This is a genomic window from Pedobacter montanisoli, from assembly GCF_022809115.1.
In the GTDB taxonomy this organism is placed as follows: Bacteria; Bacteroidota; Bacteroidia; order Sphingobacteriales; family Sphingobacteriaceae; genus Pedobacter; species Pedobacter montanisoli.
Genome location: NZ_JALGBH010000002.1, coordinates 1,357,276 through 1,379,417, shown reverse-complemented (window position 1 = coordinate 1,379,417; position 22,142 = coordinate 1,357,276). Strand labels below are relative to the sequence as shown.

Annotated in this window: 17 protein-coding genes and 1 tRNA gene; 13 read left to right on the top strand and 5 right to left on the bottom strand. The window is 36.1% G+C overall.

Annotated elements, in window-relative coordinates:
- Positions 1 to 170: 170 nt before the first annotated feature.
- The 3 genes from MMF97_RS13850 (at position 171) to MMF97_RS13840 (ending at position 3,316) form a co-directional block, all read left to right on the top strand.
- Positions 171 to 1,061: an energy transducer TonB gene (locus tag MMF97_RS13850; RefSeq protein WP_243363110.1), complete on the top strand. Its 891-nt coding sequence runs from the start codon at positions 171 to 173 to the stop codon at positions 1,059 to 1,061.
- Between the two features lie 116 nt (positions 1,062 to 1,177).
- Positions 1,178 to 2,137, top strand: a complete 960-nt coding sequence (locus tag MMF97_RS13845; protein ID WP_243363109.1) for a hypothetical protein — start codon at positions 1,178 to 1,180, stop codon at positions 2,135 to 2,137.
- On the top strand, positions 2,138 to 3,316 hold the full coding sequence (locus MMF97_RS13840) for a glycosyltransferase (protein ID WP_243363108.1): 1,179 nt from the start codon (positions 2,138 to 2,140) through the stop codon (positions 3,314 to 3,316).
- On the opposite strand, the gene porU2 is transcribed toward MMF97_RS13840, so the two are convergent.
- Both porU2 and purL read right to left on the bottom strand, forming a co-directional pair.
- Positions 3,301 to 8,175: a putative type IX secretion system sortase PorU2 gene (gene porU2, locus MMF97_RS13835; RefSeq protein WP_243363107.1), complete on the bottom strand. Its 4,875-nt coding sequence runs from the start codon at positions 8,173 to 8,175 to the stop codon at positions 3,301 to 3,303. The genes MMF97_RS13840 and porU2 overlap by 16 nt on opposite strands.
- Positions 8,176 to 8,309: 134 nt before the next feature.
- Positions 8,310 to 11,975, bottom strand: a complete 3,666-nt coding sequence (purL, locus tag MMF97_RS13830) for a phosphoribosylformylglycinamidine synthase (RefSeq protein WP_243363106.1) — start codon at positions 11,973 to 11,975, stop codon at positions 8,310 to 8,312.
- Between the two features lie 119 nt (positions 11,976 to 12,094).
- Here purL and MMF97_RS13825 point away from each other — a divergent pair, with 119 nt between their 5' ends.
- From MMF97_RS13825 to fbp, 5 genes are read left to right on the top strand one after another with little or no spacing between them, the layout of a single operon-like run.
- Positions 12,095 to 12,802: a tRNA1(Val) (adenine(37)-N6)-methyltransferase gene (locus tag MMF97_RS13825; RefSeq protein ID WP_317228612.1), complete on the top strand. Its 708-nt coding sequence runs from the start codon at positions 12,095 to 12,097 to the stop codon at positions 12,800 to 12,802.
- A gap of 57 nt (positions 12,803 to 12,859) precedes the next feature.
- On the top strand, positions 12,860 to 15,031 hold the full coding sequence (locus MMF97_RS13820) for a tetratricopeptide repeat protein (RefSeq protein WP_243363104.1): 2,172 nt from the start codon (positions 12,860 to 12,862) through the stop codon (positions 15,029 to 15,031).
- A 10-nt stretch (positions 15,032 to 15,041) separates the two neighbouring features.
- Positions 15,042 to 15,629: a response regulator transcription factor gene (locus MMF97_RS13815; protein WP_243363102.1), complete on the top strand. Its 588-nt coding sequence runs from the start codon at positions 15,042 to 15,044 to the stop codon at positions 15,627 to 15,629.
- Between the two features lie 36 nt (positions 15,630 to 15,665).
- Positions 15,666 to 16,157: a metallophosphoesterase family protein gene (locus MMF97_RS13810; protein ID WP_243363100.1), complete on the top strand. Its 492-nt coding sequence runs from the start codon at positions 15,666 to 15,668 to the stop codon at positions 16,155 to 16,157.
- Positions 16,158 to 16,181: 24 nt separating this feature from the next.
- Positions 16,182 to 17,201, top strand: coding sequence for a class 1 fructose-bisphosphatase (fbp, locus tag MMF97_RS13805; protein WP_243363316.1), 1,020 nt, complete (start codon positions 16,182 to 16,184; stop codon positions 17,199 to 17,201).
- Here the strand turns inward: fbp and rnhA are convergent.
- Positions 17,196 to 17,669 (bottom strand): ribonuclease HI, encoded by a 474-nt coding sequence (gene rnhA, locus MMF97_RS13800; RefSeq protein ID WP_243363098.1) that lies wholly within the window; start codon positions 17,667 to 17,669, stop codon positions 17,196 to 17,198. The two genes, fbp and rnhA, sit on opposite strands and share 6 nt — an antisense overlap.
- A gap of 175 nt (positions 17,670 to 17,844) precedes the next feature.
- Here rnhA and MMF97_RS13795 point away from each other — a divergent pair.
- Positions 17,845 to 17,920: transfer RNA gene (locus MMF97_RS13795), tRNA-His, on the top strand.
- 110 nt (positions 17,921 to 18,030) lie between these two features.
- On the opposite strand, the gene MMF97_RS13790 is transcribed toward MMF97_RS13795, so the two are convergent.
- Together MMF97_RS13790 and MMF97_RS13785 are read right to left on the bottom strand one after the other, a co-directional pair.
- Positions 18,031 to 19,140 (bottom strand): Ig-like domain-containing protein, encoded by a 1,110-nt coding sequence (locus MMF97_RS13790; protein WP_243363097.1) that lies wholly within the window; start codon positions 19,138 to 19,140, stop codon positions 18,031 to 18,033.
- Between the two features lie 89 nt (positions 19,141 to 19,229).
- A complete protein-coding gene (locus tag MMF97_RS13785; RefSeq protein ID WP_243363095.1) occupies positions 19,230 to 20,207 on the bottom strand; it encodes a GlxA family transcriptional regulator in 978 nt (325 codons plus the stop codon).
- Positions 20,208 to 20,339: 132 nt separating this feature from the next.
- Between MMF97_RS13785 and MMF97_RS13780 the strand changes: the two genes are divergently transcribed.
- Genes MMF97_RS13780 through MMF97_RS13765 form a run of 4 tightly spaced genes read left to right on the top strand, consistent with a single transcriptional unit; the run spans position 20,340 to position 21,994 of the window.
- Entirely contained in the window at positions 20,340 to 20,759 is a 420-nt protein-coding gene (locus tag MMF97_RS13780; RefSeq protein WP_243363093.1) for an SRPBCC family protein, read from the top strand.
- On the top strand, positions 20,759 to 21,130 hold the full coding sequence (locus MMF97_RS13775; RefSeq protein ID WP_243363091.1) for a DoxX family protein: 372 nt from the start codon (positions 20,759 to 20,761) through the stop codon (positions 21,128 to 21,130). The genes MMF97_RS13780 and MMF97_RS13775 overlap by 1 nt, the downstream gene beginning before the upstream one ends.
- A gap of 5 nt (positions 21,131 to 21,135) precedes the next feature.
- Positions 21,136 to 21,585 (top strand): SRPBCC family protein, encoded by a 450-nt coding sequence (locus tag MMF97_RS13770; protein ID WP_243363089.1) that lies wholly within the window; start codon positions 21,136 to 21,138, stop codon positions 21,583 to 21,585.
- A 10-nt stretch (positions 21,586 to 21,595) separates the two neighbouring features.
- Positions 21,596 to 21,994, top strand: coding sequence for a VOC family protein (locus MMF97_RS13765; protein ID WP_243363088.1), 399 nt, complete (start codon positions 21,596 to 21,598; stop codon positions 21,992 to 21,994).
- Positions 21,995 to 22,142 lie beyond the last annotated feature (148 nt).

Genomic DNA, 22,142 nt, shown 5'->3' with positions numbered 1-22,142 from the left:
TTAGTTAAATTTTTAACAAAAATAAATATTTAATGTCTTAAGTTGTATGTGTTTTTGTATTAATATTCTTAAAATGTTTATTGTTTGTTGTTGATTTTTGTTTTTAAGTAGATAATTGAGGTTTTGGAATGAGAAAATTAAATTGATTGGAGTTTATGGAAAAATAAAAGATGAGCATCATAGGGAAAAATATGAACGCTATGTTTAACAAAACCTCAAATTTATACAACAGCGAGTGGCTCGCTCTTGTATTCGCCAACAGAAATAAAAGCTATGGTGCTTATGTTTTAAGAAAACAATCATCATTAATGCTGGTTAAAGCTTTTTTAATTGCAGCTTCGTTTTTTATATCCCTGTTTATAATACCTGTAATATATAACAGGTATAAAGATAAAGAGGTTAAAACAGTAGTTGAAAAAGATGATAAGCGGATTATAGATGTAACCATAGTTCCTAAAAAGATAGAGGATAAGGAAGAACCAGGGTCTAAATCTAAAAAAGAAGTGCCTAAGGCAGCTCCGGTTAAAGCTCAAAAGACGGTTAATTTGAGTAGCAATATTAACGTGGTGAAAGATGAAAAGGTAACTGATGTTCCTCCTCTAACTTCTGAATTGGATAAAGCTGTTATTGGATCTATTACCCAAGATGGCGAAGAAAATAAAGGAAATGTAGCAGTAAGTGCACCTAAAGCAGGAAACGGAGGAGAAGCAGGCGCAGAGGGTTTAGGAGAAAGCAATACAATTTATGACGGTATAGGAGTAGATGTTTACCCTGAATTTCCGGGGGGAATGAATGCCTGGGCAAAATATATACAACGCAATTTAAGATACCCCGGAATAGCACAGGAAGAGGGAGTACAGGGTAAAGTATATTTAAGTTTTGTAATTGAAAAAGATGGTTCCATAACCGATGTTAAGATTATTAAAGGTATTGGCTATGGTTGTGATGAAGAAGCTGTAAGGGTAATTAAAAAATCTCCGAAATGGCAGGCAGGAAAACAGAACAATACAGCTGTAAGAGTAAGATACAACATGCCAATCAGTTATACTTTATCTAATTAATTCTAATTAACGCAATAAGCGCTGCTTAAACAAAGGCGGCGCTTTTATTTATAATGTAAAATAAAAACATTAGCTCTTTTTAAGAAATTGTTTTATAATTTCGTCATTAGAGCGATATGGAATTTAAGTTTCAAATTTTATCACCTGATGAATGGGCACATTATAGCTCATTATACAACTGCGATACGCTCAAAGCAGGTAAAAGCTTTTTAAATTCGCTGGCAGACACTTATAATTTAAAGATTTTATATGTTGCCATTAAACAAAAAGAAGATCTCTGTATTTTAACCAGTTTTTTAATAAAAGATAAAAGGATACTTTCTCCAAATCATTATTACTATCAGTTCTTCTGGCAAAATCCTGATAAATCTCAATGGCACCATACAGAAGCTTTATATTTCTTATTAGATGAACTTAAGAAATCATATAAAACTATAAATATTAGGTTACCTATAACTTTAAAAGATATTCGTCCTTTTAAATGGCATGGGTTTACTATAGAAATCCGTTATACGCTGGTTAAATATTTAAATGATGAGAAGTTACACAAGAACCTTAGCCGTATATTAAAGAATGATGTAAACGCAAAAGGCTATAAGTTTGAAACTAATACCTTTTGGAAAGAAAGTCTGGCTTTTCACGATAAGGAACTAAAAAACTTTAAATTTGCCAAAACTTATATACAGCAGGTAATAAGATGGTTTTCTGCATTACAGCAAGCAAATCTGGCTTATACCTTTAATGTGTTTTATAAAGATGAGTTTGTTTCATCAATCATAGCTATTGTAGATGAAAAAGACAAAAAGGCTTATTTCCCATTAATAGGAACAGTAAAAGAACATTCTTCTAAAGGCATTTCATCTTTCTTATATCAATATGCTTTAAACCAACTTAAGGACTTTGGTGTAGAAAAAGTAGACCTGTATGGAGCCGACATGCGGGAGATAGCTACGTTTAAACAAAAATTTGAACCTGAATTGCAAAATTTCTATGTGGCAAAATATTCTGCTTACAATAATAAGGTGCAAAATCTGACTATGTATCTTAAAACATTTGTGAAGAAAATTGTAAGATAGATGGATAATAAAGATCTTAAAGTATTTTTTTTGCCAGCGTGGTATCCAAATCCAGATAACAGAATAGGAGGAATTTTTATAAAGGAACATGCAAAAGCTCTGGTAAATAAAGTAAAACTTTTAGTCGTGTTTTATGTGTTTCCTTATCGTAATTCAAAAAAACTTATTGAAATTCATCAATATCAGGAAGAAGGCATTCAGCATTATATTATCTATCATAAGCGTTTTAAGGGTGTATTGTTCATTCTGAATTATTTTTTATATGCCTATTGCTTATTTGCGGGTTATTTTAAGGTCTTGAAGCTATATGGTAAACCCGATATCAATCATGTGCATGTTTTAACCCGGGTTGGGCTGCCTGCTATGCTGATGAAGTTTCTATACAATGTTCCCTACGTAATAACAGAGCATTGGAGCAGATATTTATTAAATTCTGATCAATATAGAGGAGCAATTAGAAAATGGATAACTAAAAAGATCATAAATTATTCGGATGGTTTGTCAACTGTTTCAGATAACCTGCGATTTGCAATGAAAAAAAGAGGATTACATCATTCTAACTCTCAGGTAATTTATAATACCGTAGATGTAAACTCATTTTATAAAATATTTCCTGAACATTCTAATAAAAAAATAAAGTTCTTACATGTTTCAGGTATAGAAGATAATGTTAAAAATGTAAGTGGTATATTGGAAGCGGTTGTTTTATTAAGGCAAAAAATCAGAAATTTTGAATTACATATTATAGGTAACCATGCAGATAGGAGAAAGTATGAGGATGATGTGAAATTGAAAGGATTAGATAATGTGTTTTTTTATGGGGAATTATATGGAAGCGACCTGATCAAGCATTATCAGAATAGTGATGCATTTGTTCTTTTTAGTAATTATGAGAATTTACCCTGTGTTTTATTGGAAGCTCTTTGTTGCGGGCTGCCACTAATAGCTTCTGCTGTAGGCGGAGTTGGTGAAATTGTAAATGAGAATAATGGTATTCTGGTAAAATCAAAAGATATTACAGGTTTATCAGAAGCAATGGAATATATGGTAAATAACCTGAAAATGTTTGATACATCGAAGATAATAGCAGATGCCAGAAATAAATATGCTTACCCAAGCGTATCTGAAGAGTTTCTGGCTTTTTATAACAAAGCGCTGGATAATTACCGCATTAAATAAATTTTTCCAAAATTGTTTTTAAAGTATTTATCCGTTGAATTGTATTTATGTTTTACATCTGACTTATCGTTGTTCTCATAAGTAACATTATAAAAATACACGCCGTTTGCAAGTCTGTCGCCAAATTGATCTGTTCCATCCCATTTAAATGTACTGATGTTATTTCCTATATAAATAGGACCCAGTTCATTCTTGAAAATTTCTCTAACAATCTTACCGGTAACTGTCATAATCTGTACCTTAATATTATCGGGTATTTTTCCTGTAACCTGAAACACAAACTGCATTGAAGTAGTAAATGGATTAGGGTATGGCAGGAAATTGGTGATTGTTTGTTCGTTTATAACCTCAAAATTAATCAGATAATCGTTAGTGGTGTTATAATTACCACTAACATCCTTACTTTTTATCTTAAGCGTATAATTTCCATCTTGTAAAAGTTCAGGTAAATAAATAAAGCTGATCCGATTGTTATTGGAAGACCCTGCGTTTTGAATATTAAGTTTGTTGGAGCTAAAAGAAACACGTTTGAATGCGGCATCTTTTAGGCTTTTAATGTAAACTTCAACAACGGTAGTGTCTTTTAGGATAAGGAATTTATTCTCATCAGTGATACTGATCTGAATTTGCGGTTTGGGTGAAATTATTTCCCCGTTTATAATTCTTTTATTATCAAATAACACATCTACAAGAGGTTCTTTCTTATCTGAGATTACCTCAAAATTGTAATTAACAAAATTATTTGCAGGTAATTTATCTTTCTGGTCTTTAGGTTCAGCATCAAATTGTATGATATTGTTTCCGGTTAATCCGTTGGTAGGATATGCAAAGGTTACTTTCTCTTTGTCGTCAATAATTAGAGGTTTCAGAGTTACAATATTGCCTGTTACTACAGAGCGATCTGCTTTGGTAAGCTTATAGCTAACTTTAACAGAATCAGATTTTATATTTTCAAGATTAGAAACACCGATCCGAATTTTTAGAGAATCTCCTTCTTCAATTTTGTTTTTATAAAAATAATTAACAGTTCTTGCATCAAAAGTAATATCAGGATAACCTTTGTACAATACTTTCCACGATTTCAAATTAGCTGGTTTTTTATCTATGTTATTCGTGGTATTTGCCTGTATTCTCAGGAAAGGATAAGTCGCAGCAGAAATATCAGAAATGTCGATTTGATCATTTGAAATATTAGTTTTTAAACTGGTTTCATCCCCATTAGATTTTACGCCTATAATCGTGTAGTTAAGATTATCATTACTATTCTTAACCAAATTAAAAGTAACGCTGCTCCATTTAGATGAAGGTCCTATCTTTTCAGACAAGTAATAACCATTATTGCCAGGCGTAGGCAGATCATAAGTAAAGTCCAGTAGCTGTTCAGATGGTAAAATAGCGGAGCTGTAATCAGCTGTTTTTTCTATGGATGTGAAGAAGCTATTGTTCTTTCTTCCCCAAAAAGCATAAGGTTCTCCATTTTCCAAATTTTCAAATAGAGAAAGCCCTAAGCTTTGAAAAGCGGCTTTAACTGCAGGAGGTAGATTTTTAGGTGCAAAATTGTTTCCACTCATACCAATAACATAATAGTTATTGGGTACCTGATTTAAATAACTGAGCAGAGAATCTGTTTCTAGCGGAGAATTTGTATTAAAGAAAAACTGCCCTGTACCATGTACATTATCATTTTTAAAATTAAGAGGACTCGGATAATTAAAAGTCAGTAATAGATTCTGTGGATTTAATGCTACCAGACTGATACCTTCAAATTCAGGCCCATTAAAAGCAATGGCGCCTCCAGAAACACTTGTTCTTATTCTTCTTTCGGTTAGTTTGGGGGCATTATTGCCTCTGGTTTTAACCTGAACAGGAAAAGCAATATTGGCATAATTAAAACTTTGATAATTGCTGGTGGTAATATTTTTTAAAGTAAGATTATCCAGTTGCTGGTAATGTCCCTGATTCCAGCCTTCTTCACTACTAGCTATGAAGGTAAAGGAGCTGCTTTGCCAATTGTTATTATTGCTATTGTCATTTAATTTAGCTCTCCAATAATATACTTTGTTATTTTCTAAATTAATTTGAGGTTTCCAGCTTGTTAAAGCATTACCATTTATCAAACCCGAATTTATCTTCCAGTTACTATTAAAACTACTTAAAGTATCTAATTCAAAAATATAACTAAGGTTTTCTTGAGTTAAGTTATTGGATTGTACGGTTAGAGATACGCCCTGATTACTTACAATAGCAAACTTAGCTGGAGAGATTATATTAATGCCATTAGAAGGGATGTAATAAGTAAACTCAGCTTTATTGTTGATTTTAGTTAATTCATCAATACTGTTTTGCGGATCTATAGATACAGAAAATTTATTGTTTCCAGCTGAATTGGAAATATTATTATCTAAATCAAAATATAAGGTATCTGTATTGTATAGCTTACTGAAAGTCTTTATGGGATAATTAATTATAGTATTATCAGATAAGGTACGGGTTACTGCAACAGTTACATTGTTTTGTATGGCTTTGCCATTATTTTTTACGATAACAAAAAGTTTTAAAGAATTGTTATTTGCGTTAATGTTATTGCCTTCTAATCCTATAGACTTGTTGGTTATTTCATAATCAGGTTTTTGGGGCGCATAAAAGGTTATGGTAGGATCACCTATAAAAATATACTGTCTGAGATGGGCCCGGTTATATTCATCATTTGGATTTTGATAGGCTTTAGAAGCATTTAACAGGTTTTTGGCAACAGACTTTCCGTAATTGGAATAAAAAGAATTCTGGTAAAACAGGTTGGTAAAGTTTGACAGGTAGGATGCAATTCCTTCGCTGCTGCTGCCAATCCAGCCAATGGCGCCTTTATCTGGCTGGAAAATATAACTTTCGGCCATTGAGCCATTAACAAAAGCATTACCTGTGCTGCAACCATTTATAAGATAAAAAAGCAATTTGTTCTTGTTGTTTAAATAAGAAGGGCTACCTACAGAAACGGCGGTATTGGTACTGCTACCATGTCCGAGATAGGTTACCATTGCAGCACCTTCATTAATATGGTTACTTATCTTACCTACAAGATTATCTGTAATAGGATCTGTAACGCTTTTATAAAAACTGATGGTGTTACTGCCAAAATATTCCTGAGATGATATGCCTGAATGTGTTTTTAAGAAATTAGAGAATGCAAGGTCTTCGCCACTATTTGCGCCACCTGTGATATTGATGATGTTTTTTCTCCAAATGGAATCAGGTTGATTTTCGTATAATTTTAGTTTATCTAAATAAATTCTGACTTCGTTATCAGATGTAGCAGGTATGCGTCCGGTTGCAATTTCAGGCGCTAAATTATTACCGGTTAATCCAGAACTCAAGAAAGAATCGGATGCAGGATAACCCATAGTGGGAACCAAATTATCAGCAAGTCTGTCTTTAGGTAGCTCGTAACCTTTTCCCAATAATAAAAGATATTCGGGTTTTATTGAGCTTTGGGTAATCAGGTACTTTAACAGATTCTTAATCGCTAGGGGATGATGCTGACCATAATAAAACTGATCATAAATGTCATCGGTAATCAGAATTAGAGGTTTGAATCCTTTGCTTGTCTTATACGAAGCATATTCACTGGCAGAAGCACTAAGTTTCTTGTTTGTAATGATCAACAAATCATAATTGAAGCTAGAGACCGTTGGTATATTCTGAAAAGACACATTTTCAAGAGCCGGTGTTAAATAAGCGCCTTGTTCATAAACTATAAGCGGGTTATTTTGAGAATTATTAACCTTAAAGCTAAACAGATTACCATTCTTAGTGCCGTTATATTTTTCTGCAGTTGTTGGATTTAATATCCAGGCTGCGTTCCAATTGGTATTTGTAAAGTTTAATAAGGTTTTATCTAATGTTGTATTCAGTTTAAAAGTTAAGTAGTTTAAGCCTGAAGCATCAAAAGATCTGCTATAAGTAATTCGGGCATAGGCCGGAGCCTGATAGTCACTTTCGGCCCCCAAATCATTAATAGAAGAAAAGGTTAGAGCAGAACCAGAAGAAAGATTTTGGTTTAGAAAAATTTTAGATCTGATGATCTCGTAACCCCTGAATAAAGTATCTGCTATTGTCTGGTTGTTTAAACTTAACCGTAAATGATGATTGAAGTTTTGAGGATTGGTACTGCTGGCATTTGATCTTCCTGCAACATAGTATTCTAAAAAAGGTTTAAAAGAAGGAATCGAAATAAAAAATGGTGTGTTTAAGTTCCTGTTTTGTGAGCTCCCAAGGCCATAAGAATTCCCTAAATAGCCTTCACCTTCAATATATTCAGAAAGAGATAATGCACTGATGAGAAACCTGCCGGGATAATACGTTTCGGCAAAATTACCTGAAGCAGTATAAATCATGTAATTTTCGGGTACAGATATATTGTCGTTTATGGTAACGGTCTGGTATCTTTTGCCTTGAACAGTGCCAATAGTTATAAAATAAGCAGAGAAATCATCAAAAAGACTAACTTCAGGGTTGGGTTGTAAAGTAGAGGGCGTGTATAAAGGTTCGTCTAATTTACCATCATTTTTTTGGCCATAAAATTCTATAAAGTCATTACTGTCAAAGGTGTTATCACTTTCTCCCTCAATATATACAGGTATTTCTTTTCCTCTGAAATAAATCTGAAAATTTTTAGGATTGGGATTACCAGTAAGAAAACCAAGACTGCTGAGCTGGCTGTGGGTTATTTTATATACGCCATCCTGGTTTAGCTTTATTTTTATGTATTTCTGGTTTTTTTGAATCCATTCATTTCCATAAATGGTTTGTGCCTTGCAAAAAAATGAAAGAAAAATAAATACTAAAGCGTACAGGTATTTCATTTGGTTTACTTCTTGAATCAAAAATAACAATTATGTAGACTGAACCTATACAAGTAGATCTTTATTTTTAGAGATGTTCTAAATTTTTAAATGATAGGGGTATAAAAAAACCTGCCGATTAGCAGGTTTTTATTTTATTTGTTTTTATTCTCTATCCATTTTCTGGCATTTACAAATGCTTCCATCCATGGCGAAACCTCATCTTTTCTGCCGGCTGGGTAGTGAGCCCAGTGCCATTGGAATAAGGAACGTTCTATGTGTGGCATCATTACCAGATGTCGGCCTGTTTCATCGCACATCATAGCTGTATTGAAATCAGATCCGTTAGGATTAGCAGGGTAGCTCTCATAAGCATATTTAGCTACGATCTGATATTGATCCTCATTTAACGGAAGGCTAAATTTACCTTCTCCATGCGATACCCAAACCCCTATGGTACTGCCCGCAAGCGTAGAAAGCATTACGGAATTGTTTTCCTGTACAGTTAATGAGGTAAAGATACTTTCATGCTTTTTACTGTCGTTATGTAGCATTTTTGGCTTTACTTCGTGGTTTTTATTGATCAGTCCTAATTCAATAAATAACTGACAACCATTACATATACCAACCGATAAAGTATCTTCACGATCGAAGAAATTTTGTAAGGCAAGCCTTGCTTTCTCGTTGTACAAGAATGCGCCAGCCCATCCTTTGGCCGACCCTAAAACATCTGAATTTGAGAAACCTCCAACAGCGCCGATAAATTGGATGTCCTCTAAAGTTTCTCTTCCCGAAATCAGGTCTGTCATGTGCACATCTCTAACCTCAAAGCCAGCTAAGTGCATGGCATTTGCCACTTCGCGTTCAGAGTTACTTCCTTTTTCACGTAAGATAGCCGCTTTAGGACGTGGTTTTGAATTGTCGATTGCCGGTTTTTCTCCTGTAAAATGAGCAGGGAAATTGAAGTTTAAAGGTTGATTTTTATAATTATCAAAACGGGTTTTAGCTAATCCATTAGCCGTTTGCTTTTGATCTAATAAGAACGAGGTTTTAAACCATACATCACGTAAGTGATTGATGTCAAAATTGTATTCCTCTTCCTGATTTTTAAGTGTTAATTGAGCTTGATCGGTTACATTACCCAATTTTACAAAGTTTACACCCTTAGCATTTAAAGTTGTTTCAATATCGGCATCAGCTTGGAAAACAATACCAATATTTTCAGCAAAAAGCACTTTAATGATATCACTTTCGTTTAATGCACTAAGATCTATATTTGCTCCAAGATTTACATCAGCAAAACACATTTCTAATAGGGTAGTGATCAAGCCTCCACTACCAATATCATGTCCGGCTTTGATTTTTCCTTCTTTAATTAATTGCTGTAAAGTATTAAATGCGTTTTTAAAGGCTTTGGCATCCTTAATATCAGTGGTTTCATTACCAATTTTATTTACAATCTGAGCAAATGAAGAACCACCTAGCTGATAAGTATCGTTAGACAAGTTAATATAATAAATGTTGCTACCATCTTTTTGTAAAACAGGTTCAACAACTTTTCTAATGTCGTTACAGTTTCCGGCTGCAGAAATAATCACGGTACCCGGAGCAATTACCTCGGTATCTTTGTATTTCTGTTTCATTGAAAGCGAGTCTTTTCCAGTAGGAATATTGATACCCAGTTCAATGGCAAAATCTGAACAAGCTTCTACAGCTTGGTATAATCTGGCATCTTCACCTGCATTTTTACAAGCCCACATCCAGTTTGCAGATAAAGAAACGCTTTGCAAACCATCTTTTAAAGGTGCCCATATGATATTTGATAAAGCCTCTCCAATAGCATTTCTGCTGCCAGCGGCAGGATTGATCAATGCAGCAAGAGGAGCATGTCCAACCGAAGTAGCAATACCTTCTTTACCCTGAAAATCTAAGGCCATAACGCCACAATTGTTCAATGGTAATTGTAAGGGGCCGGCACATTGTTGTTTGGCAACACGACCGCCCACACAACGGTCAACTTTATTGGTTAACCAGTCTTTACAGGCAACAGCTTCAAGCTGTAAAACCTGCTCTAAATATTGTTGTAAATTTTCTTTTTGGTAAGATACAGGCTCATACGTATAATCAATGGTTTTATCCTCCATGATCATTTTTGGCGAGCTACCAAACATATCGCTCAAAGCCATGTCCATAGGTTTAGAACCTGTGGTTGCAGATTCAAAAGTAAAGCGGTGATCGCCAGTTACTTTTCCTACTGTGTACATTGGTGAACGTTCCCTGTCTGCGATTTTTTGTAAAGTAGCAATGTTTTCTTCGCTGATTACCAATCCCATACGCTCCTGAGATTCGTTACCAATGATCTCTTTTGCCGAAAGGGTAGGATCGCCAACAGGAAGTTTATCTAGATCAATTTTTCCGCCTGTAGCTTCAACCAATTCAGATAAACAGTTCAAGTGACCACCAGCGCCATGATCGTGTATAGAAATAATGGTGTTATGATCGCTCTCAACCATACCACGTACAGCATTGGCTGCACGTTTTTGCATTTCAGGGTTAGAACGTTGGATGGCATTTAACTCTATGCCACTTCCAAAAGCGCCGGTATCAGCAGATGATACTGCAGCACCGCCCATTCCGATGCGATAATTTTCTCCACCTAAAACAACAATGTTATCGCCTGCCTGAGGTTCTTGTTTCTTGGCCTGATCAATTTTACCATAACCAATACCGCCTGCCAGCATGATTACTTTGTCGAAACCTAATTTTCTAGCATCTTCTTCATGCTCAAAAGTTAATACCGATCCCGTAATCAATGGCTGACCAAACTTATTCCCAAAATCAGAAGCTCCGTTAGAAGCTTTGATCAGGATATCCATTGGAGTTTGGTATAACCATTTTCTTTCTGCCATTCCTTTTTCCCAAGGACGGGTTTCTTCTAGACGAGAAAGGGCAGTCATGTAAACCGCAGTTCCGGCTAAAGGCAAAGAGCCTTGTCCGCCTGCCAAACGGTCTCTGATCTCACCGCCTGAACCTGTAGCCGCACCATTGAATGGTTCAACAGTGGTTGGGAAATTATGGGTCTCGGCTTTTAAAGAAATAACCGATTCAAATTCTTTTACTTGGTATGAAGAAGGTTCATCGGCACGTTCTGGTGCAAATTGTTGAACTTTAGGTCCTTTGATAAAAGCAACATTGTCTTTATATGCAGAAACGATATCGTTAGGATGTGTTTCGGAAGTTTTCTTGATCAGCTTAAATAAAGAAGTCGGTTTTTCTTGACCGTCAATGATAAAAGTACCATTAAAGATTTTATGACGACAATGCTCTGAGTTTACCTGAGAAAAACCAAAAACTTCAGAATCGGTAAGTTTACGACCTAATTTTTTGCTCAAGTTATCAAGGTAGCTAACTTCCTCGTCGCTTAAAGCCAATCCTTCCTGTTTGTTATACGCAGCAATATCACTTATTTCAAGTATAGGTTCAGGTTGAATATTAATAGTGTAAATATCCTGATTTAAACCCTGGTATTTTTGCGATAGCATAGGGTCGAAATCTGTGTAACGCTCATCCACTTTTTTAAACTCTTCGATCCTGATTACACCATCCATACTCATGTTCTGTGTAATTTCAACAGCGTTGGTGCTCCATGGAGTAATCATAGCAGCTCTCGGACCTACAAAAAAGCCCTCTAAAACAGGTTGTGCCACTAATTTGGCACCGCCAAAAAGCCATTCTAATTTTTCGATATCAGTTGCAGAAAGTGTATGGTTTGCCTGTAATGCAAAAACCTCGTCAGATTGACCTAGAAAGAAATGAATCATGCTTGTATTTTGAACTGCAAATTTACGGTTTATAATTTAAAACTGCCATGAAAATAGGGTAATATGTTTGGCTTTTTTTAATTTGGAGGAGTTTTTTGTGAAACCTTTATTTCCACTTTGTGCGTAAAAATATTTTCAAGTTTAAACAGTTTGAAGTTGATCAGAGCGGTTGCGCTATGAAAATAAACACAGATGGTGTTTTGCTGGCAGCTTTAGCGCAAAGCGAAAGTCCTAAGCGTATTTTGGATATCGGCACCGGTACTGGCGTGTTAGCACTTATGCTTGCCCAAAGATTTGCAGATGCAAAGGTAGAAGCCGTTGAAATAGATCAGGATGCCGCAGGTACAGCCAGCAATAATTTCATGCATTCTCCTTTTAAAGAGCGAATGACTGCTCATTGCACCGCGATAGAAGATTATTTGAGCCCTGAAAAGTTTGATCTGATCGTATCTAATCCACCGTACTTTGTGAATGATTTTAAAAATGCCAATTTCAAAAAAGAAGTAGCCAGGCATGCCAGTTTTCAATTTTTTAAAGATCTGGTTGCCAAAACAGCATTTTTATTGAGCGAAAAGGGTAAATTCTGGTTCATTTTACCACCCAAACAGGCAGATTTTGTTATAAATGAAAGTGTAGAAATTGGTTTGTTTGTAAATCAGATCGTTTCAATACATTCTGATCAGAGCAAGCCCGAAATCAGAAAAATAGTTTGCTTGGGAAAAGAAAGCAGCCTTGTTCATCACAGCGATTTTTACATTTATGAAGTCCAAAATCAGTACACAACTGCCTACCAAGCCTTACTTAGCGATTTCTTTTTGATATTTTAATCCTAGTTTAGAGAATACCTGTTATTTTTATATCAAATAAACCTGAACTAAATAAAAATGAAGTATCCAAAGCTGATCTTGTGCTTGCTTATTTTTATGGTTATTTGCTTGTTTAAAAGTAAAGGACAGACCAAAATCATCGATAGCTTAACTAATGCTATAGAAAATGCTTCGGGCATACAGAAAAGGGCTGGTCTTTATCTGCAACGTAGTAAATCGTGGCCTGTTCAGCAATATGAGAATATCATAGCCGATGCCCAGCAATCGTTCAATTATTTTCAGCAACTCGCAGATACAAGCGGTATGATCAATACCAGTATGCAACTTGCCAATACATACACTCGTCAGAACAAATATGGCACAGGGATAGAGTTTGACAATCTGGCCCTTCAACTGGCTGAGAAGAAGAATGATACCAAGGCTATAATTACTGCTTTGGCACATCGCGGACGGAATTATGTGTCTTTAGGCAACGTTCAACTGGCTGAACAAGATTATACACAAGCCCTAAAATTAAGCGAGAAAGGCGATTTTGAATTTGAGACTATAAGCATTTACAACGGACTTGCTGTTTTGCTAAGACAAACAGGGAAGTTCGAGGAATCAGTTAAAAATTCAGATAAAATGATTGCTTTGGCCGAAAAATTTAGGCTGAAACCTACTTTGGCTACAGCTTTAATGAATAAGGCCAATGCTTTATCACAATTGGCACGTTATGAAGAGGCAATGGCTGTTCATTTAAAAGGTTTGGCTATAAAAGAAAGTTTAAATGATAAAATAGGTTTATTGCAATCGTACAATAATATTGGACTGATCTTAAGAATGATGAAAGATTATGAGAAAAGTATCCAATATTATAGAAAAGCCTTACAAATTTCTATTCCTCTGAAACAATATAGCTCCATTGGCAATAATTATTCAAATCTGGCCATTTCTTATATCGATTTAAATAAAAACCTGGATTCTGTTCCATACTTTTTCCAGCAGGCCATCAGTGCTTTTGAGCAAAATAAAGAGCAGAGGGGCTTGGCCATGAGCTTACATAACTATGGAAACTTTTTGCTGGATCATAAAAAGGATTATGAAAATGCCGAACAATTGCTGCAACGGGCATTAGCTATAAGACGTAATCTGAATTCGAGTTACGATTTGGCCTCAACCATGAACGTTTTGGGAACCCTAAAACTGAAAACAGGGCATAAAGCAGAAGCTGAACAATTACTTTTAAAAGGACTGGAGTTTTTACAGACCGAGAACGGAGAGAAAAAGAAAGATAATTACCTGCGTTTGGCCCGGTTCTATAAAGAAAATGGTGATCTGGATAAAGCGTATCAATATCAGGCTCATTATGCAGCTATGCAGGATACGCTCTTAACAGAAGGAAAAATTGTAAATGCACTTAAGCTGCAAAACAAATATGAAATAGAGAAAAAGAACAATGAACTGGCTTTAGCTGGTAAAGAAAATCAATTGCAAAAAATAGCCCTGAGTAAGCATCGGTTACAGATATGGTTTTTAGCTATTGTACTGATTCTGTTCCTGGCAATCATAGGTATCGTTTATAAAAATTATCTTGCCAAAAAACATAATGCAGAAGTGTTGGTGGTAAAAAACAACCAGATTGAGACCTTGGTTAGAGAGCAACATCATCGTGTTAAAAATAATCTTCAGGTTATATCTGCTTTGCTATCCTTGCAAAGCAATAAGGTAGAGGATGAAAAAGCCAAAGATGCACTGGAAGAAGGTAAGTTGCGTGTTGATGCCATGGCACTTATACACCAAAAACTTTATCTGAATGATAATCTGGCTTCTATCCATATTGGAGATTATGTTAGAAATTTAAGCAATGCGCTTGCAGAAAGTTATGGCTATAAAGCAGAGGTAATTAAAACTTCTATTGACATGCCGGATCAGACTTTTGATTTGGATCAAGCTATCCCGATAGGTTTAATTATAAACGAATTGATCAGCAATAGCTTTAAACATGCGTTTAAAGGACAGGAAAATCCAGAGATTAAGATAAGTATGTTGCAAGATCAGGTTGAGCAAACCCGGTTAATTGTGGCAGATAATGGAATAAATGTACAGTCTGAGGCCGACCAGACTCATAAAAGTTCAACTTCGTTTGGATTGCGCTTAATCCGTACCTTAGTAAAACAACTTGAAGGTACGCTAGATGTGCAGCAGGCTGCCGGAACAAAATATACAATCGTTTTTAAGAACAATTAAATTTTAGATTTTGAGTATCCTTATTGTTGAAGATGAATTGATAACCGCCGAAGAAATTGCAGAATTTCTAACAGATGAAGGGTTCGAGGTATTGGAAACCTGGCCATCGGCCCAAAGTGCATTAAAGTTTTGCTCCAGCTTGTCAGAGCCTCCTAAAGTTGCTATTTGCGATATTAACCTTAAAGGAAATACCACAGGCATTGAGCTTGCAGCCAATTTAGTAGAGCAATACCAGTGTGAGATTATTTTCCTCTCAGCTTATGTGGATGCTTCTACCTTAAAACAGGCTTTTAATGTAAAGCCGGTTATGTACGTATCAAAACCTTATCTCAATAAGCAGCTTTTGGTGGCGGTACATATGGCTATGCATAATTATTATCAGAGACAAAAAGACCATCCGCAGGTTGTAATAGAATTATCAAAGCGTGAAAGGGAGATTGTGGCATTGATTGCTGATGGTTTATCGTCAAAGCAAGCGGCCGAGAAATTATTTATCAGTAAAGATACCGTAAACACGCATCGCCGCAATATCTTACATCGCTACAAGTTGAACAACTTCTCGCAACTTATTTATTTGTTGAGTAAACAAGAGAAATAGTCATAATTTTGCTTTAAAGGGCAAAATAAAAACCTGATGAAAAAAATAGGACTACTTTCTGATACGCATGGTTTCTTGGATGATGCGGTTTTCAGGCATTTTGAGGATTGCGATGAGATCTGGCATGCAGGTGATTTTGGGCCTGATGTTGCCGAACCTCTAGCCGCCTTTAAGCCTTTACGCGGTGTGTATGGAAACATCGATACACAAGATATCAGACAGCAGTTTCCGGAGCATAACAGGTTCATGTGCGAAGACGTGGACGTATGGATGACCCACATAGGCGGTTATCCGGGACGATATTCTTCTTTGGTGAAGCCGGAAATTTACACTAAGCCTCCGCAGCTTTTTATTTGCGGACATTCGCACATCTTAAAGGTGATATATGATGATAAAATTAAATGTCTTCATATTAACCCCGGTGCTGCCGGAAAACATGGTTGGCATAAAAAAAGAACTTTGATTCGCTTTTGCATTTCAGAAGAAAAAATACATACCTTAGCGGTCATAGAACTAGGGAATAGATAACGTAAAAAATACACTAAGTATATGATGTCAGGTATAACCACGCTGGGGCAGTTTATCATAGAGAAACAAGCAGATTTTCCATACGCTAAAGGCGAGCTTTCGAGATTATTAAGAGATATTGGTATTGCGGCAAAAATTGTAAACCGTGAAGTAAATAAAGCCGGACTGGTAGATATTTTGGGCGATGCAGGTACAACTAACATACAGGGCGAAGGCCAGAAGAAGTTGGATGTATATGCCAACGACCAGTTTATATCAGCTTTAAGAAGCGGGGGAGAGTGCTGTATTGTTGCTACAGAAGAGGAAGATGATTTTGTACCGATAGATTCGCCGGTATCAAAAAATGCCCGGTACATTGTTTGTATCGATCCTTTGGATGGTTCATCTAACATTGATGTAAACGTGGCGGTAGGAACTATTTTTTCTATCTACCGTCGTAAATCAACAGAAGGATTGGCTACTATTGATGATGTATTGCAAAAAGGTACTGAACAGGTGGCTGCGGGTTATGTAATCTATGGTTCATCAACCATGTTGGTTTACACTACCGGAAAAGGCGTAAATGGTTTTACGTTAGATCCATCTATAGGAGAGTTTTGTTTATCGCATCCAAAAATGAAAGTGCCAGAAGATGGTGTAATCTATTCAATTAATGAAGGTAACTATGTACATTTCCCGGAAGGCGTAAAGAAATACCTTAAATATGCGCAGGTAGAAGATAAAGAAACCAGAAGGCCTTATACCTCGAGATATATCGGTTCAATGGTAGCAGACATTCACAGAAACCTGATCAAAGGCGGAATTTATATTTATCCTACAACGGCTGCTTCGCCAAAAGGTAAACTGCGCTTATTGTATGAGTGTAATCCTATGGCTTTTATCATAGAGCAGGCGGGCGGTATGGCTTCTGATGGTTTAAACAGGATACTGGATATTAACCCAACCGAATTGCACCAAAGAACGTCCATTTTTATAGGTTCCCCTAAAATGGTTAAAAAAGCAGAAGAATTCATGGCTGAGTTTTCGCCGGTAAAAAAATTATAACAGCGCGTTATTGTTCCTTTCCTGCTCAAAAGCCTGGTCTATAGCCCAGTTGGCTTTGTCTTGAGAGGCGGCAACTGCTAAACGGTCACAACGTTCATTCTCTGGATGTTCGTTGTGGCCTTTAATCCATACAAATCTGATCTGGTGTAATTTATGCAGTGCTAAGTATTGTATCCACAGATCTTTGTTCTTTTTCCCTGCAAAACCTTTTTGCACCCAGCCAAATACCCATTTCTTTTCAACAGAATCTACTACGTACTTACTATCAGAAAAAATCGTGACCTGATGTCCGGTAGTTTTTAAAGCTTTTAAACCTACAATTACAGCCAGCAGTTCCATGCGGTTGTTGGTGGTAAGCCTAAAACCTCCGCTAAGTTCTTTATAATGTTTGCCCGATCGTAATATCACGCCATATCCACCGGGTCCGGGATTACCGCTTGCTGCACCGTCTGTATAAATTTCAATCATAGTTTGCTTACAAAACTAACTTTTTACTGGCTAAAAACAGAATAGCAGCTAAAGGTGAAAAAAACAAAGTTTTTAATATGTTGAAGATAAAGGTATTGCCGGCCTATAGCTTAAAATTTTTCAAAAATATTTGATATGTTATGATATATTTCTATTTTTGTAGCCTCAAAAACACGGTGATTGTAGCTCAGTTGGTTAGAGCGTCGGATTGTGGTTCCGAAGGTCGTGGGTTCGAGACCCATCATTCACCCACCAGTTTTAAAAGCAGTTCTGAAAGGAGCTGCTTTTTTTGTTTATAGTAGTTTTAATTTAACAGATAGCTAGGTCTTAAGAGAAGCGTTTGTGTTTGAGGTAGCTGAATTTAGTAAGATCCAGTATTAACATACCTCCTAACATCGGCGACATTTTCATCAATAATTGCCTTAAGCTCAGCCAAAGTGACATTGTCTGAATATTTAAAGCTATAAACCTTTGTCCGAGTCCCTTTGATTTCCCAGTTCTTTTGTAGAAAATTGATTTCCAGTAATAATATTCCCATTCTAGATGTATTAGGAAAAAGCTCCATATAAAAGTTAGAATTGATTTTAAGCACGTCGCCGGCTGGCATCTTCAAATTACTGAACATGGCTTCAACATATCCTGGAGTGGTTGTGATATAAGTATCTTCTATGGCAGATTTGGCCATAACAATGTAACCCGTTTTTCCTGCTTTAAGTTCTTGAGACAATGATTTGCCTTGTTGCTCATTGTATAATATAAGTGCATCTAGCAGCTCACTCTTTATCTTAGTAAAAATTTGGCTTGAATACAATACCTCTGGTATCACTTCTACATTGCTTTTGGCTGTTACTTTTCCATCTTCGCTTGCAGCTGTAATTACAGCATTTCCAGGTGATAAGGCGCTTACTAAACCTGCGGACGTAACCTGAGCAACTGAAGGATTTGATGAAGTCCATTTAAGCGTAGCGCCCTGAGCAGCCAAAGGAAGAATTGATGGAGTTATTTTTTCTTGTTCATTTACCGTCAATTTGATCTGTGTCTTATCCAAATTTATAATTAAAATTGCATCGGGTACCACAGTCAGCTTATATTCGGCATAAATATCACTATTTTTAACTTTTGCAGTTATTATTGCACTTCCAAGGGCGCGTGCATACACAGTTCCATTTTCTACATATAAAATATTATAATTACTAGATGACCATTCATACTCGGGTTTAGCAGCATTACTTGGTAAATGAGAAGGTTTTATCTGTAGTGTCTTTCCAAGAGCTATATTTGATTCGTTATTTTCAATTTTTATAGAAGAAACAGATGGTAGCAAAGGTTTGGTGGTATCGTTCTTTTTGCAGCTAATGCACATAAGAACCATCAAGAAAAGTAGCGTTATTCTCATTAAAGTATTTCTAATTTTATATGTCTTAAGTTTTCCTAAGCTAAAATATTGAATATTCTTTAGATATGGCTTCATGTATTTGATTTTTTGCAAATTCTATCTAAATAAACGGTGAATCTTCAGGTTAAAATAAACAATAATTTATATTGTATTCCAAACTATTCCTAAACCTCATTAAATAACTTTGCAAATTTATTCCTATACTCAATAGGTGTAAGTCCTGTAAGTTTTTTAAAGGTGTCTCTAAATGATTTGGTATCGGTATAACCTACATCAAACATGATTTCGGTCACATTCTTTCTCGAGGCTTCGAAAAAAGTTTTAGCGGCTTCTATCCTTACTCGCTGTATGTATTCTAATGGGGTGTTATTGGTAGCCTCTTTAAATCTTCTTTCGAAAGTTCTGCGGCCAGAATTGATTAATCTGGCTAAAATTTCTATGGATATTTTATCGCTATAGTTTTGTTCGATATAATCCTGTACTTTTTGGATATCCTCATCGCCATGGTTTCTTTGACCTTTGAAGATGGCAAATTGCGATTGACTATCTCTTCCGATATCCAATGCAAAGTATTTTGAAACCATTACGGCAATTTCTCTGTCTGCGTATTTTTCGACCAAGTATAAGATTAAATTCCACAAGCTGCTTGCGCCGCCACTGCTGTAAATATTATCATGTTCTGTAATGATGGCTCCATCTTCTACGCCCACATTTGGGTATCTTTCTTTAAACTCATTGATATAGGCCCAGTGCGTAGAACATTTTTTGCCATTGAGTAAACCTGTTTCGGCTAAAAGGAAAGCCCCGATACACAAGCTGGCGAGGCTTGTTCCTTGATCATGCAATTTTTTAAAATAGGGAATAGCTTCTGCATTGGCTTTGATACCTTTAGTAGTATCGCCAAAGGTGGGTGGTATGATCAACAGGTCTGTTTCAGTTACATCCTTGAGCAAACGATTGGTTTTGATCATATATTCGCCATTGTTGGCGGGTACATATTCGTTCAAACCTACATATTCTACTTTGAAAACAGGTTTTTTACCAAAGGCGGTTAAAAACTCATTGGCGGTATGAAATGTTCTAAAAGGTGGAGTTACGGCTTCAATTGCCCCATACTCAGGCACAAAAACAGAAATCTGCATATCAATATATCTTATGGAACTACAAGGTAAAGATTATTTTGTCACAATTGCCCCTTTATTTGTCGTTTTCGCAATAGCTATGGTTTTAATCGCCAGCGTATCTTTGAAATATCAAATCAATCTAAAAAAAGAATGACACAATTATCAAAAATTACGGTAGAAGCAACTGTGAATGCTCCCGTAGCAAAAGTATGGGAGGCTTGGAATACGCCAAGCGACATTATGCAATGGAACACCGCTGATCCTAATTGGCATACGCCAAGTAGTGAAAACGATTTGAGAGTTGGTGGCAAATTTAAAAATAGGATGGAAGCTAAAGACGGCAGCTTTGGTTTTGACTTTGAAGGGATTTACGACAGCGTAATACCACACCAGGAAATTACCTACACCATGGGCGATGGCAGGCAGGCAACCACCTTGTTTACCGAAAAAGATGGAAAAACCCATTTAGCAACCAACTTTGATCCCGAAACAGAGAATGATCCTGAGTTTCAGAAAGCGGGATGGCAATCTATCTTGAACAATTTTGTAAAATATGTTGAATCGAAATAATGATGAAAACGAATAAAATTATCTTTTGGGTGGCAACCACTATCATTGTACTTTGGGAAGGTATAATGCCCTTGAGCACGTTGCTATTTAAACCAGAATATGCAACGGCAGGTACCAAGCCGCTAGGTTACCCTGATTATTTTGCTTACGCTTTAATTATCTGTAAAGCACTTGGCGCATGGGCCATTGTGTATCCTAAAACACCAAGCAGGTTAAAAGAATGGGCATATGCAGGGCTTACATTTAACTTGATCTTTGCTTTCATCAGTCATGCCTGCGTAGATAAAAATATTGGCTATATGTTTATGCCACTTGTAGTATTGGCTATATTGATGATTTCATATATCTATAATCGTAAACTTAAATCTTAATAATCATGAAAAGTAACAGCGTTTCTTTGCATAGGGTTATCAAAGCAAGTCCTGAAAAAGTATTCAGGGCATTTGCAGATCCTTTAGCTCATGCTACTTGGCTACCACCTTACGGTTTTATATGTACCGTACAACAAATGGATTTTAAAGAAGGTGGCCAATTTAAAATGACCTTTATTAATTTCAGTACAGGCAATAGCCATTCTTTTGGTGGAACGTATCTTGAGATCAAACCAAATGAATTCATTAAGTACACCGATACTTTCGACGATCCCAATTTACCTGGACAAATGACCACAACGGTATGGCTAAATAAGGTTTTGTGTGGTACCGAACTTAAAGTGGTACAGGAAGGCATTCCTGAAATGATACCTGCTGAAATGTGCTATTTAGGCTGGCAGGAATCCTTAGAGAAATTGATGAAACTGGTAGAACCTGAAATTCCGGATGCTTAATACTTCTGTTATGACTGCACCTAACTGTAATCCATTTGTGAGCGCTGTTTTCCTTACCTTCTCCGGAAATTGTAAGGAGGCACTCACATTTTACCAAAGTTGCTTTGGCGGAACATTGCGTTTGGAAACCTTTGAAAAAGGATTACAGGGTTATGCAGAAATGCCTATAGTAAGCGCATCGCTTGTTGCTGAATCCATCGTTATCCACGGTTCTGACCTGGTACACAACGAAGGAAGAATACCTGGAAACCATATGGCTATTTTTATACAATGTATCGATGTTAAAGTAAGAAGAGCACTCATTCAAAAACTGGAATTTAATAAAAAGATTCTTTTTGAGGGGAATTATAATGAAAAGCTCATAGAAATTACGGATGTTTTTGATGTAAGGTGGGTATTGTATGTTTGATAAATTATATACGCAATAATCCTAATTTAAAGCAGCTTACAAAGGCTGCTTTTTTTGTGGTCTCTATCTATTCTGAATAATATTTACGGAAAATTCTACCATGCAACGTTTCTTTAAATAAGGTGTCATATGAGCAAATTCTACTCAT